7 protein-coding genes are annotated in these 14,101 nt (G+C 72.0%); 4 read left to right on the forward strand and 3 right to left on the reverse strand.

Annotated features, from left to right (window positions below):
- The first annotated feature begins 407 nt into the window (after window positions 1–407).
- The 3 genes from ACZ58X_RS35945 to ACZ58X_RS35955 all read left to right on the forward strand — a co-directional run bounded on the left by ACZ58X_RS35945 (window position 408) and on the right by ACZ58X_RS35955 (window position 2,866).
- Window positions 408–1,262: a helix-turn-helix domain-containing protein gene (locus tag ACZ58X_RS35945; protein WP_470337780.1), complete on the forward strand. Its 855-nt coding sequence runs from the start codon at window positions 408–410 to the stop codon at window positions 1,260–1,262.
- A complete protein-coding gene (locus tag ACZ58X_RS35950) occupies window positions 1,259–1,480 on the forward strand; it encodes a DUF397 domain-containing protein (protein ID WP_470337781.1) in 222 nt (73 codons plus the stop codon). The genes ACZ58X_RS35945 and ACZ58X_RS35950 overlap by 4 nt, the downstream gene beginning before the upstream one ends.
- A 126-nt stretch (window positions 1,481–1,606) precedes the next feature.
- The gene (locus tag ACZ58X_RS35955) at window positions 1,607–2,866 is read left to right on the forward strand and encodes a tetratricopeptide repeat protein (protein ID WP_470337782.1); all 1,260 of its coding nucleotides are present in this window, start codon (window positions 1,607–1,609) and stop codon (window positions 2,864–2,866) included.
- Window positions 2,867–2,888: 22 nt separating this feature from the next.
- Here the strand turns inward: ACZ58X_RS35955 and ACZ58X_RS35960 are convergent, their stop codons facing one another.
- Window positions 2,889–4,043 carry a mechanosensitive ion channel family protein gene (locus ACZ58X_RS35960; RefSeq protein WP_470337783.1) on the reverse strand — a complete coding sequence of 385 codons (1,155 nt, stop codon included), beginning with the start codon at window positions 4,041–4,043 and terminating at the stop codon, window positions 2,889–2,891.
- Between the two features lie 540 nt (window positions 4,044–4,583).
- On the opposite strand from ACZ58X_RS35960, the gene ACZ58X_RS35965 reads away from it, so the two are divergent.
- The gene (locus ACZ58X_RS35965; protein WP_470337784.1) at window positions 4,584–5,228 is read left to right on the forward strand and encodes an HNH endonuclease; all 645 of its coding nucleotides are present in this window, start codon (window positions 4,584–4,586) and stop codon (window positions 5,226–5,228) included.
- A 95-nt stretch (window positions 5,229–5,323) separates the two neighbouring features.
- Here ACZ58X_RS35965 and ACZ58X_RS35970 read toward each other — a convergent pair whose 3' ends face one another.
- Together ACZ58X_RS35970 and ACZ58X_RS35975 are read right to left on the reverse strand one after the other, a co-directional pair.
- Window positions 5,324–9,256, reverse strand: coding sequence for a beta-N-acetylglucosaminidase domain-containing protein (locus ACZ58X_RS35970; RefSeq protein ID WP_470337785.1), 3,933 nt, complete (start codon window positions 9,254–9,256; stop codon window positions 5,324–5,326).
- Between the two features lie 209 nt (window positions 9,257–9,465).
- Complete coding sequence (locus ACZ58X_RS35975) at window positions 9,466–13,743, reverse strand: ricin-type beta-trefoil lectin domain protein (RefSeq protein ID WP_470337786.1); 4,278 nt, start codon at window positions 13,741–13,743, stop codon at window positions 9,466–9,468.
- Window positions 13,744–14,101 lie beyond the last annotated feature (358 nt).

A 14,101-nucleotide genomic window follows, 5' to 3' on the forward strand; every position in this document is an offset into this window, starting at 1 on the left:
TTGGACTTCGTGGCCCCCCCCCCCCTCCCCCCCCCCCCCCCCTTCCTCCCCCCCTCCCCCCCCCCCCCCCCCCCCCCCCCCCCCCCCCCCCACGGCTCATCACCCGCTGCCCCCAATAGTTTGAGCGGCTGGGCAGGGGTGCTGTGGATGGGGTTCTCGTTATTGCCCTGTGCGGTGGAGCTGGGGGGTCGGAAGAGGTAGGAGTGCGCGAAGCCTGCCGCCTAGCTCTCCGTAACCATGCAGTCACAGCATGTCGCCTGACTGTGCTTCAATGCAACCCATACGACGGGTGGAATGAAAACATTCAATTTGAACCTGATTTCGGCCGCTCAGGGCTCACCGCGCGGTGGCGTGCAGGCTCGTCGGACGGGCACACTGATCCACTGATACGCAGAAGGGCATCCGTTATGGCTACAGGCGAGCGAGTACCGACCGTGCGTCAGCGTCGCATCGCCGCAGACCTTCGACGTCTGCGCGAGAGGAAGGGGCTGTCAGCCGAGCAGGCTGTCAGCAGGATCCCCGGTCTCAACCTGCCGAAGCTCAGCCGCTACGAGAACGCTCGCTCAGGAGTCAAACCGGAGATCATCGAGGCGCTGCTCGACCTCTACGAGTGCGATGAGGGGCTGCGCGAAGTCCTGCTGGAGATCGCTCGCCAGAAGGACCAGCGCGGTTGGTGGAAGGGTTACAGCGACACCATCAACCCGCTCTACACCGATCTGATCTCCATGGAGGCGCAGGCCGTCGAGATCAAGGCATTCGAGCTGACCTTCATCCCAGGTCTTCTCCAAACGCATGACTACGCGACCGCGATCATCTCCAGGCTCTCCGCTGTGCCCACGGGCGTGGACGCCATGGTCGATGTCCGGATCGCGCGGCAGCGGGTGCTCACCAGGCTGGAGAACCCGGTGAAGCTGTGCGCAGTCATCCACGAGTCCGCCCTGGCCATAAGCGTCGGCGAGGGCGTCATGCGGGAACAGCTCAGCCGACTCCTGAAGATGAGCCGCCTGCCGAACATCCACGTCCAGGTGATGCCGGCGAACGCCCGTCCGAACCGGGGATTCAACGGAGCGTTCACCCTCCTTGAGTTTCCACAACGCGCCCTCGACATCGTGCTGACGCCCGGCATGGTCCGCAGCAGTTGGGTCGAGGACCCAGCGGAGGTGGACATCTACCGAGGCAGTTTCCACGAGATCATGGCCGCAGCCCTGAACGTGGACGACTCCCTTGATTTCATCACCGAGAAGAGGGACGAACTCACATGAGCATCACGAACGCATCCGCCATGAAGATGACTTGGAGGAAGTCCAGCCGGAGCAACGAGCAGGACAACTGCGTCGAGTTCGCCTTCCCGGTTGGACTCGGTTCGTTCGTCCGGGACTCGAAGGACCCCGAGGGGCCCGCCCTGGTTCTGACCGCCGAGGCGCACGCCGCTTTCATCACGGCGGTGGCACACGGCGAGTTCGACTTCGGGCTTGTCTGACAGCAAGTCCACTATGACTGCGGTCCGGCGCAGATGAAGTGCGCCGGACCGTGCTTGCTGTTCCACCAGAGGGCCGTTCAGTGCTGCCGACGCTCGTTTGATCGGCACCGAACGACGGAGGGTCACGTGCTTGATCACCTCATCACTCACGACGACAGCCTGCGGATGGTCCCCACCGACCGGAACAAGCTGACCATCGCGGTCGGCCAACTCCAGGAGGAACTGCGGGCCTTGCCCGAGGGGAGGGACCCCGCTCGTACTCGGGTCCTGACCAGGTGGATCGGCATCGGCCAGATGTGCCTGGGCAACCACGAGGAGGCCCGTGCGCTCCTCCGGCAGTCGCTCGACCTGGCCGCGGATATGGGCAACACCCGGGCCGTCGTCGCCACCGGGCTCAACCTCGCCGACGCGCACCGCTACGCCGGTGACGTGCAGACTGCAGACGCGCTCTACCGCAGCGCCCTGAACACCGCGCGGAGCCGGCACCCGGAACTCGTTGACTTCGCGCTCCAGCACACCGGCAAGCACCTCATGGAACGCGGCGACCTCGCGGGCGCCCGCACCCATCTCCAGGAGGCGCTGCGCCTGCGGCTCGCCAAGGAGGACGCCGAGCTGGTCGCGTCCACGCAGGCCGCACTCGCCCGGGTCGAGCTGCTGACCGGCAAGCCCGACGCATCGGCGGCAGGCGGTGCGGAACCGAGCCAGTGGAGCGGCCAGTGGACCTCATGGCTCCAGTCCCGCACCACGGCCAGGACGCCGGCCCGATGGGCAGAGGATTTCCCCAACCTCCGGGACGCCGTGCGCGAGCTCACCGCACACCAGCGCGTGCACCCGCACCACCTGCGTGATCCGTCGTTCCCCGCTGAGCTGATCGCCGCCATGGCGGCGGAGGCCGAGAAGGCCTTCGCCACCGACGGGTACCTCCACAACGGCAAGTGGAACGCGGTCGTCGGCGACGCCGCGACCCGCTTCGCCGCACAGATCGATCTCGCCGCAGTCGTGGCACGCTCCACCGGCCTGGAGGTCCAGCAGCCGCACACCGCCGTCTACATCGCCTACCTGGAGGACGGGCAGTTCCTCGACTTCCACCTGGACGAGTCCGGCTTCGGCGAGGCCAACCTGATCCTCTGCCTCAAGCACGAGCGCCCCACCGGCCGACCCACGGGCCGACGACCCAGGGGCAGCACCACCGTCTTCATCACCGCCGACGGCTACCTCGAATGCGATCTCGTCGCAGGTGACTGCGTCGTATTCGATGGCGCGCTCACGCCGCACGGCCGGACGCCGCTCAGTCCCGGAGAGAGCGTCACCCTCATCAGCTTCGGCTTCCGCGCGCGTGATCAGGCTCTGCGCACGCTCACGAACCTCCCGCCGACCCCTCGGTAGGGCGAGCGCCCCCGCCGGACCGTTACGGCTTGGCCAGGTCGTCCGTCGGCGGCTTCGGGACCGGGATCGGCTCCGTGGCGCGGTAGCGGGGGGAAGTGGGGTCGGAGAGGGCGGAGGGCGGGGAGGGCTCCGCGGTGGTGATCGAGACGCCGGTGGCGACCGCGGCGGCCTCCTCCTTGACCTTGATCCCGGCCCGGTCGAAGGCCGTCTTGAGGCGCTGGCGCAGTGCCCGGGAGACCAGCGGTGCCTTGCCCGGCGCCGTGCGGGCCTCGATCCGGACCACCACCGAGTCGGCCGCCACCGACTCCACGCCGAGGATCGACACCGGCGCCCAGACCAGTTCGTCGTACGGCGCCTCCTTGGAGAGCCCCTCGGCGGTCTCCTGGATCAGGTCCTCGACCCGCTGCAGGTCCTCCTTGTACCCGACCTGCACGTCCACCGAGGCGGTGGCCCAGCCCTGGCTCATGTTGGCGATCCGCTTCACCTCGCCGTTGCGGATGTACCAGATCTCGCCGTTGGCCCCGCGCAGCTTGGTGACCCGCAGGCCGACCTCCAGCACGGTGCCGGTGGCCACCCCGGTGTCGATCTCGTCGCCGACGCCGTACTGGTCCTCCATGATCATGAAGACCCCGGAGAGGAAGTCCGTGACCAGGTTGCGGGCGCCGAAACCGATCGCCACACCGGCCACACCGGCGCTCGCCAGCAGCGGTGCCAGGTTCATCCCGAGCGCGGAGAGCACCATCAGCGCGGCCGTGCCCAGGATGGTGAAGGAGGCCAGGCTGCGCAGCACCGAGCCGATCGCCTCCGAGCGCTGCTGCCGCCGCTCCGGGTTGACCACCCCGTGGTTGGCCAGCAGCCCGCCGAGCCGGCTCTCCTCCCGGTGCTGGTCGTGGCTGCGCGCCATCCGCGCTATCAGCTGGGTGACCAGCTTGTTCACCACGGCCCGCAGCACCAGGGCCAGCACGATGATGAGGACGATCCGCAGGCCCCCGGCCAGCCAGCTCTGCCAGTGGGTGTCGAACCAGCTGGCCGCCTGCTTGGTGGTGTCGGTGACCTCCTGCGCGCTGGTGGGGATGCGCAGGTCCGGCAGTTGCGGTGTGGTGGCGGAGGGGGCCGGCGTCGGGGTGGTGAGCGTCGAGGACGCGTCGGTCGGACCGGTGGCGCCGGAGCGGAACACGTGCGGGACCTTCCTTGCTGGGGGCGTGACCCGGTCCCGCGCCGCACGAGCGGCCCGCGGACCGTGCGGGCTAGCCTATCCGGCACCGAACACCAGCCCGGACACGCCGACGGGCGTGCGGCCCGCCCCGGACGCCCCGTCAACGCCCCGGTGCGCTCCCCCCGGGCACCGCCCCGGCACCCTCCCCCCACCACCCCCGCACCACCGGTCCCACCTCCCCCGAACGGCCGCGCCCCGCCCGCCGTACGGCCCCCGGGGCTGCTCCGGGCGGCCGAGCCGCACCCCCCCCCGGCGGTCCGCCCCGCCCCGCCGCGCCCCGCCCGGCGGCGCCGGGGTGCAAGTGGACCTTCCCCCGGGCATACCGGGTACTACGGGGTATGACGGAGACCACACCCGGAGTTCACGTCAGGTCCGTTACACAGGAGTGGTGGCGCCGTACGAAGGCGTAAGGCGACACTGGGGGAGATCACGCACTCGTTGCGCGATCCAACCGCTCGTCCCGGCGCGAGCCACGCGCCGCAGGCGTCCAAGGAGGCATCCGTGCCGCATGTCCTGGTCCTCAACGCGTCCTACGAGCCACTCGGCGTCGTATCGATGCGCCGCGCACTCATCCTGGTCCTCAACCACAAGGCGGTCAGCCTGGAGGACTCGGGAGTCACTCTGCACAGCGCCACCAGCGCCCTTCCGGCGCCGTCCGTCGTCCGCCTGACCCGCTTCGTACGGGTCCCGTTCTGCGGGCCCGTCCCGCTCACCCGCCGGGCGCTGTTCGCCCGGGACCACGGCCGCTGCGTCTACTGCGGGGCCGCCGCAACCAGCGTCGACCACGTCGTCCCGCGCAGCCGGGGCGGCCAGCACCGGTGGGACAACGTGGTGGCGGCCTGCCGCCGCTGCAACCACACCAAGGCCGACCGCCACCTGACCGAGCTCGGCTGGCGGATGAAACGCCCGCCCGCACCGCCCAGCGGCCTCGCCTGGCGGATCATCGGCACCGGGATCAAGGACCCGCGCTGGCGGCCCTACCTGGAGCCGTACGGCGGCGGTGACCAGCTGCGCGCCCCGCAGTGGGGCGAGTACGAGCACCACGACCGTACGGAGTCGACCCACTCCGTCCCGATCGGCCGGGCGCACGTCGCCCACCCCGCCCCCGTCCGCCGCGGCGAGCAGCCCGAACCGCTCTCCGCCTGACCCCAGCTCCACAAGGGCCCGCCCGTCACACCGTCGGTACGCGCCTCATGGGCCGCCGCGCCCCCCGCGAAGGGGAGCCCGGCGGCCCGCCGCGTTCACTGCTTGGGAGGCACCGCGGGCGTCCCCGGCTGCGCACCCGGCTGGCCCGCCGGGGCCACCGGCGTGGTCGGCGGCTGCGGCGGCGCGGCCGGCGCCGTGACGGCGTACAGCTCGATCCCGTACAGCGAGTAGCCGAACTTGGTGGCCCGCGCCACGCCCTGCATCCGGACGTACCGGACGTTCGAGGCGTCGAAGCGCACCGTCTCGTCGCCGCCCTTGCCGTTGTCGACCGTCGCGGCGTCCGTCCAGCTGCTGCCGTCCGAGGAGACCTGGATCTTGTACGAGGAGGCGTACGCGGACTGCCAGTGCAGCACCGCCGCGCCCAGGTGGACGGCCTGCGGCAGCGCCAGCTGCACCCAGGCGTCGTCCTTGGCCGGCGAGGACCAGCGGGTCTTCGGGTCGCCGTCGGCGACCGCCGCGGCCGGGAAGTTCGGCGTCTCGTCGCCCGAGGAGGAGGCCTGGGAGCCGGGCGCCAGGTCCGGCCCGCCGGTCGGCGGCACCACGTGGACCTGCAGCACCTGCTTCACGGTGGTGCCGCCCGCCACGTAGGACACCGGTACCTGGTACGTCCCGGAGGGCGTGCCCGGTACGGCGGTGACCAGCAGCGGCACGCCCACCCGGCCGCCGCGCGGCACGGTGACCGGGCCGGCCGGGGTGACGGTGAGCCCCTTGGCGGCGGCCGGCACCTCGACCCGCAGTTCGCCGGTGGTGCCCTCGGGGCGGCCGGCCTCCACGGTGGCCTGGGTCCTGGCGGGCGCGGCGGCGCCGGTGACCACGTCCAGGGCCGGGTCGGCGAGGCTCAGCCGGGCCGCCGGGGTGTCCGCGTACCAGGGGATGACCTGGTTGACCACCGGCGGGTCGCCGCCGGGCTTCCAGGTGATCCGGAACGCGTCGGCGGCCTGTCCGCCGGCCGGCAGCTCGTTGTAGCCGGGCTGGATGACGCCGATGTCCGTCCAGCTGCCGTCGGCGCGGCGCACCGCGACGGTGGCGCTGGCGTGCACGTTGGGGTCGGTGAGGACGGTCAGCCGGTCCAGCGGGCGGGCCGCGCCGAGCTCGACGGTGAGCGGCTCGTCCTGCGCGGTGGGCGGCTTGGCGGCGCGGTACGCGGTGTCCGGGTTGCCGTCCAGGACGGCGGCGGCCGAGGAGCCGGGCAGCGCGGCGGGGCCGCCGGTGACGTTGGCCGGGGACTCGTCGGGGGCGGTGACGGTGAACTCGCGCACCGCGACGGCGGTCTTCTGGGCGGCGGTGGCCCGCAGCCGCACCGCCCGCACCACGGTGCCGGGCGGCAGCTGGGCGCTGACCGTCTTCTGGTTCTTCACCACGGCGAGCTGCTGCCAGCCGCCCGCGCCGGTGCTGTACTCCAGCACGCCGTCGCGGATGTAGTCGTCCACGGCGGTCCGGGCGTCGGGGCCGTTGCCCCAGCCGCCCATCAGCACGGTGACGCCGCTGACCGGCCGCCCGGCGCCGAGGTCGACGCCGACGGAGTCGCCGGGCTGCGGGGGAGCGGAGCTCCAGTAGAAGGTGTCGGCCTGGCCGTCGGTCATCAGCGCGGGCAGGTGGTCCTGCGCGGTGCCCATGCTGGTGGTGGGGGTGACCCCGCCGCTGACCACGCCGGACCAGTTGTCGGCGGCGCGCACGGCCCGGTCCAGGAAGGGCGCGAGCACCCCCGCGCCGATGGTCGCCGGGGCCTGGGCGAGCTGGGCGCGCAGCCGGTTGAGCTGCACCCGGGCCTTCCAGGCCGCCGCGCCGTCGCCGCCGTGCTGGGCCAGCAGCATGTCGAGGGCGGCCTGCCCGGCCAGCCCGTAGTCGCGCAGCGGGCCGAGCCAGGGGCCGGCCTCGGCGGCCAGCTGGGCGGTGGCGTCGGTGCCGGCCAGGGTCTGCTGGGCGCCGGCCATGGCGGCGAAGGCGTCCCGCAGCGGGCCCGCGGCCGCTATCAGCTTGGCGAGGTCCGGGGCGGCGCCGGAGGTGGGTTCGGCGTTGGCCCAGAACTGGTCGAGCAGCGGCTGGAGGTAGCCGGACTCCTGCTTGGCCAGCGGGGAGGAGGTGCTGTTGCCGGCCAGCGCCTGGACGGCGGCCAGCGCCGAGCCGGCGGGGGTGGCGTTGGCGCCGGTCGGCCCGGCCAGCGAGCGCACGGCCGCCTGCCAGGAGTCCTCGGGCTTGTAGCCGGCGGGGTTCCAGGCGAAGTCGCCGGCCGTGGCGAGGGCTATCCGGGAGGCCACCGGCTGCTGCATGGCGCCGGTCAGCAGCACCGCGGAGCGGGTCGCCACCTCGGGCTCGCGGCCGGTGTAGGCGCCGAGGAAGAGCCGGTCCGGGCTGGCGTCGTTGACCGGGTAGTTGTCCATGGTGACCAGCGGGTGCCCGTACAGGCTGCCGGTGTCGGAGGTCTGGGCGCCGGTGATCTTCTCCGGGATCGCCCCGCCGCCGCTCCAGGCGACCTGCACGCCGCCGGGCAGCGCGTCGGCCAGGGCCTTGCGGTAGGGCGTGGAGCCCTGCTTGTGGTACTCGGTGGGGACGATCGACAGCGGCGCCAGCCCGGGGTTCCGGGCGATCAGCCGGTCCTGGACCTTCTTCACCAGCGCGGCCTGCGCCTTGGCGGCGGCGGCCGGGCCGCGGCCGTACTCGTCCTGGTCGTCGTCGCAGTGCCACTCGTCGTAGCTGACGTCCAGGAACTGCAGCTGGAACGCGGTGAAGCCGAGCTTGCGCAGCCCGTCCAGCTTGGCGACCAGGGCGTCGACGTCCTTGCCGGAGCTGAAACAGAGGGACTGCCCGGGGTCGATCGCGTAGCCGAGGGTGACGTGGTTCTGCCGCGCCCGGTCGCCGAGTTCGCGCAGCTCGGACTGCTGGTCGGCGGGGTAGGCGTCGCGCCAGCGGTTGAGCCGGAACGGGTCGTCGCCCGGGGCGTAGAGGTAGAAGTTCTGCTTGGAGCGGCCCAGGAAGTCCACCTGGTCGAGCCGCTGCTGGGCGGTCCACGGGGTGCCGTAGAAGGCCTCCGCGGTGCCGCGCACCGGCGCGCCGCTGGGCCAGTCCCGCAGGGTGATGCCGGGCAGGCCGAGTCCGGCCGCGCCCGGCCCCTGGCCCTGACCGGCCGGTACGGCGGCGAGCAGCTGGCGCAGGCTCTGCGCGGCGTAGAAGGTGCCGGTCGCGTCGGCGCCCGCGAGCACCACCGCGCCGTACGTGCCGCCGCCCTGGGCGGGCAGCTGGCCGACGGACAGCACGTAGCCGCCGGGCGGCATGCCCGCGGTGGACGGCGCGGCGCCGTCCTTGCCGCCGGCCGCGGCCGCGAGCTGGCGCAGCGTCCGGTCGACCTCGCCCTCGGCGCCCTCGGCGGGCCCGCCGATGTACACCACCAACGAGCCGGCGGCGGGGGTGCCGCCGTCGGCCTGCGGGGTCAGCGCGGTGGCCCCGGCGACGGTCATCACCTCGCGGACGGCGTCCACCGCGCCCCGGTCCACCTTGGGCGCGGTCACCAGCGTCACGGCGCTCGGCACGGTGACGGCCCGGCCGGCCACCGTCTGCTCCTGCGGGTGCGGGAACACCTGGGGGTTCGTCACGCTGCCGAGCGGCGTCTGCGGCGCGGTGCTCACCACGTCCGGCCCGGGGGCCGCCGCGTACGCCACCGAGGGCATCGGCCCGGCCAGCAGCCCGCCGACCACCGCCGCCGTCACCACCCCGGCCGCGATCTGCATGGCCCGCCGCCCCGGCCGCCCGGCCGCGCGCTCCGCCCGCACCGACGCCAGCAGCGGCTCCGTCCCCTTGAGATCGGCGATCAGCCGGTCCGCGGTCCGCGGCACCAGCTGACGGCACGTCCGCGCCGTCGCCCGCCGGGCCGCCAACGCCGTCGGATGGTCCAGCACCTCGCGCAGCACCGGACTCTGCTCCAACTGCTGACGCAGCCGCCGCCCGGCCACCACGGACACACGGGCTTGCACAGGGGCCTCCTCGCCAGGCCTGGACCACAATGCGAGCAACCCCACCAGCTACCCGAACCGGTGTCAACGTCACCGACTGGTATGACTCCTTTGCCCCGGTTCATCCGCCTGTCGGCACCGCCCCTGACAACGAACCGGGCCCGTCCTGCCAGGTGGCGGAACGGGCCCGAAGGGCGTGCTCAGGGCACTGCGGCGTTCAGGACAAGGCGTCAGGAACGCGGGGGCGCGGGCAGCACCGCCGTCCGCAGGTTCGGGACGGACCACTGGTGGTTGGGCCCGAGCTGGTCGAGCTGGCAGTCCCAGAGCCCGAGCCGGGTGCCGTTGTCGGTGCGCCCGCTCGGGAGGTCGAGGCAGCGGCCGGACGCCGGGTGGTACAGCACCTCGTTCGCGAGCGGGATCCACTTCTGCGCGGCGGTGCCGTCACAGGTCCGGTACTCCATCTGCGTGCCGTTGCCCGTACCGGCGTCCGCCGGGGCCATGCACCCGTTCATGACCCGGACGGTGCCGTCACCGCCCACCGAGAACTGCTGGGCGGTGCTCCCGTTGCAGTCGTACAGCTGGATCGCCGACCCGTTGGCGGCCACGCCGCCGTTGAGGTCCACGCACTTGTTCGCGTCGACGCGCGAGCGGATGACACTCGCGGCGCCCGGCGCGGTGGGCGCCACCGCGAACGGGTAGACCGCGGTGCTGCTGATGCTCCCGTCGAAGCTGTCCGTCGGCTTGGACTGGTACTTGTACCGGCCCAGCACGAACGGCCCCGAGGGCGGCGGGCTGGTGCTCGCCCGGTGGTAGCCGGTCGTGGCGAGCACGCCGTCCACATACAGCGACATGGCGCCGGTGTCCGCGTTGTAGGAGGCGGTGAGCCGGGTCCACACGCCGGGCCGGAAGTAGGCGGAGGCGTTCCTGGTGTCCGTGAAGTCGTACGACCAGCTGTCGTCGTCGCTGACGGAGAGAGCGAACGCCCAGAAGCCGTACTTGGCGTCGGCGTACAGGATGAAGTTGCTGCTGTGCGCGGCGTCCTGGCTGGCGACGATGCCGCCCTTCGGGCCGGTCTTGGCCCAGGTGGAGACCGTGAAGCTCTTGCGGGCGTCCACCACCGGGCGCGACATCGTGACGGTCGACCCGGCTCCGGGGCTGAAGGCGCCCACGGTGGCGGCGCGGCCGTCCACGGTGTCCTGCACCCAACTCACGCCCACGGCCGTGCCGTCGGCCTTCTTCTGGCCGTCCTTGACGGTGTTGCCGCCGTCGGGCGCGGCCAGCCAGTTGCCGGTCGGGCGGTTGAGGTTGCCGAGCACGACCGGTGTGGTCTCCAGGCCGGTCACCGTCGGGCCGCTGTTGACGTCCGCCGCCTTGGTGCCGACGCCGGCCCAGGCGATCAACTGGTTGTTGGTGTCGACGGCCCAGAGGTCCGGGACGCCGTCACCCGTCACGTCGCCGTTGGAGCCGACCCTCGGGTAGAGCTTGGCGTCGACACCGTTGGCCAGCCAGCCCTTGGTGGGTTCGGTGAACGCGGAGGCGTCGAAGGTGCCCTGGGCGCTGCCCTTGGCCAGCTGGTAGGCGTGGATGGTGCCGTCCCACTTCGAACGGCCCCAGACCGTGGGGATGTTGGTGCCCTTGGTCGGGCCGGGGGTGATCAGGTCGTAGGAGTCCCAGGCCTGGCTCTGGGAGAGCAGGATGGCCGGGCCGTCGAGCTGCTTGACGTTGTACGACAGGTTGAGCCACAGACGGCTCTTCTCGACGAACAACAGGGAGGAACGGGGCAGACCGGCCGTGGAGGTACCCGACCTGTCGGGCGTGTCGCCGTAAGGGGAACCGAACGCGGCGATCTGGGTCACCGCGGACCAGTCGGCGCCGTTGCCGTAGGCCGCGCAGTCGATCGACGTGCCGTCCGGCAGGGCGCAGGTCCGGCTCTTGGTCAGGGTGGTCGCCGCCTGGCCGTCGAGGTGTCCGGCGATGTCGTCGTTCGGGTAGAGGGAGAGGAACGGGCTGCCGGGGGCGTGGGCGACCAGGTCGTCCACGTTCCGATCGCTGAACGAACCCCGGTGGGTGATCTGGGCCGTGCTCCAGTCCTGGTTGTCGGCCGCTCCCGGAGCGGACGCCGGCTTGGTGTTCGGGGCCGCGTACGGATCGGCGTTCGCGCCGACCAGGCGCAGCGAACCGGTGCCGTCGGGCAACAGGACGTCGGCCTTGCGGTCACCGTCGACGTCACCCATGACGGGGTCGCCGGCGGCCGGGTTGCTCGGCACGAAGTAGGTGTAGGCGACCGGCTGCGACATGTTTCCGGCGTTGTCCTGGGTCTGCAGATACAGGAAGTTGGTCCCCCAGTGCCAGGGGGTGTACTTCAACTGGAAGCTGCCGTTGCCGTCCATCTTGACGATGTTGCCGCCGTCGTTGCAGCCCCACCCGGTGGCCGCGGCCTGGATCGGGTCGGTGGTCCAGCGGGCGCAGGCCAGGCCGGAGGAGCGGCCGCCGTTGGCGGGGGCCGGGTCGGTGCCGGTGAGGGTGAAGACGCCCTCCTGGCCGACGAGCTTGGGGTGCCCGCCCAGGGTGCCGGACTCGGGGAAGTCGGTGGAGGTGATGCGGGCGGTCGGCGGGGTGCGGTCGATGCGCAGGAAGCACATCGCGCTGTTGCTGCTGTCGAGCGTGCCGTCGCCGGTGTGGGCCAGCCAGCCGTACTGGTGACCGTCGATCAGCGATCCGACGCTCACGTTCCGGCGGCCCGAACTGGCGGCCCAGCCGGTCTCGTAGGTCTTCGACGAGCCGTTGTCGTCGTCGTCCCAGATCTTGAACGTGGTCCAGAGCTGCTCACCGGTCGGCGACCAGGTGTCGGCGGCCAGGTTGACGTCGGTGTTGATCCCGACCCACCCGGGGTTCTCCCAGGGGTTCGTGGTGCCGGGGGTCTGGCACTGGTTGTACGCCGCGTCGCGGGCGAAGCCCGGCGTCGGGCTGGTGCCCGGGCTGCCGATGTGCGGGGCGAAGTCGTAGGTGACGACGATGTGCGGGTTGTTGGCGAACCGCTCGCGGAGGAACTTGTTGCCCTCGTCGTCGGGGGCGAACAGGAAGGTCCAGCCGCCCCAGTGCTCGCGCGCGGCCTGGGCCATCTGACCGGTGACGTCGTACTCGACGCCGCCCTCGCCCTTGATCCAGTTCATCCCGACCTTGGCGCAGTTGCCGAGCTCGGGGCAGGGCTGGGCGTTCCAGGTCGTCCATTGGTTGATCGGGTTGCTGGTACCCGAGCCGGTCGAGTAGAGGCCCATCGGGGACGGGGTCGAGGGGCTGGACGAGGCCGCGACGGTGGCGTAGAGCTTGGCGCTCTGTACGGCCGAGTCCCAGAAGACCGAGTTCAGGCCGACCTGGAAGTACGCCCGCTCCCTGCCCTCCTTCGTGCAGCGGTTGTTGGTGTCGATGTAGCCGCAGTAGCCGGCGGCGGGCTTGTCCTGGCCGTACTGGGTGCCGTTGTACTCGCGGTTGTCGGGGTAGGCCCACTGCACCTGGGCCCAGGCCTGGGCGCCGTTGTCGACGCTGGGGTTCCAGCCCGGGTCGATGAACCACGGGCCGGTGCCCTGGCCGAGGACCGAGGCATCCGGCACCAGGTCGATGCCGCCACCGCTGACGGTGGTGGCGATCGGTGCGGTCTTCGCGTCGGGGCCCGGCGCCTTGCTGCTGGACCCGGACACGGCCGGGGCGTCCTCCGCCGACGGGGCGGCGGCCGCGATCTTGCTCCGGGCCTTCGGCTGAGCCGCCGAGGCGGGCGTGCCGGTGGCCACGCTGGAGTCCCACAGGACCGGCACGGGTGCGGTGAATCGGGCCTTGCCGGCTGCGTCCTCGGCTGTCAGGTTGCCGTTGGCGTCGGCCTTGACGGTCAGGCCGTCGGTGGCGGTGTCGAGGTGCAGCTTCGTGATCTTCGGGTCGGCCGCCGCCTTCGCGCTGCGGACGATCAGGACCTGGCGCCAGCCGCCGGCGGTGGTGGCGCTCAGTTCCAGGTCGACGTCCGGCAGGACGGAGCGGTAGAGCGCGCTGTCGCCGCTGAGTTCGGGCTTCGGCAGGTCGAACGGTGCCTTGACCGACAGCTTCCTGCCGTCCGACGTCGTCATGGTGGCCAGGGGGCCGTTGCCGCCGCCGGAGAAGGTGAGTGCGGAGGGGACGGCGGCCGGGGCGAGCGTCCCGTCCGGGTTGGCCCGGAGCGTCGCGTCGACCGGTCGCCAGCTGCCGTCGGTGTTCTTGACCCGCTCCACCACCGGGGTGGAGTCGGTGGCCAGGGTGCCGTCCGGGTTGGCGGTGGTCCGGCTGCTGCCCGTGGTCAACGCGTCGACGACGGTCGGCTTTCCGGTGCTCTTCGCCGTCGCCTGGGCCACGCGGACCGCGGCGACCTGCGCCGCCCGGGGGTCGGAGCCGTCCTTGGCGGGCGGGGTCGGCGTCGCCGGCCAGGCGGGGTCGGCGGGGCCGTGGTTGCGATCGGCCGGGGCCGCGGCCGCGATGGTCGGCACGGCCAGCAGGCCTGCGCCGAGGGAGAACGCGGCGGTACAGGCGAGCGGAAGCAGGGCGGCGCCGAATGTCCGCTTTCTCGCTGTTCGTCGGCGAATTGCAGAAGAGGGAGGTTGTGGCCTCGACATGAAGTACCCGTCGTAGAAGAAGGTGTGAGCAGAGGTCAGCCGCACGCTGCCTTCACAATCGCTCCGCCGTCAAAGTTTTTTGTCGACAGGTCGTCCGAGTTGTCGGGCTGGTTCCACATTGCTCTCCGTGTGACTCTCGTCACGCGATGGGATTTTAGGCTTTCCCTACCTTGGGTCGGTCGTGTGCGCCTAAGGTTCCGGGGGCTCGGGCCGTTGGGGTCGGTCCGCTTAA

The organism is Kitasatospora sp. NPDC040550 (assembly GCF_055594965.1).

Excerpts from the sequence above, each read along its gene's own strand:
- ACZ58X_RS35945 (WP_470337780.1), top strand. The coding sequence starts at position 408 with ATGGCTACAGGCGAGCGAGTACCGACCGTGCGTCAGCGTCGCATCGCC.
- ACZ58X_RS35950 (WP_470337781.1), top strand. The coding sequence starts at position 1,259 with ATGAGCATCACGAACGCATCCGCCATGAAGATGACTTGGAGGAAGTCC.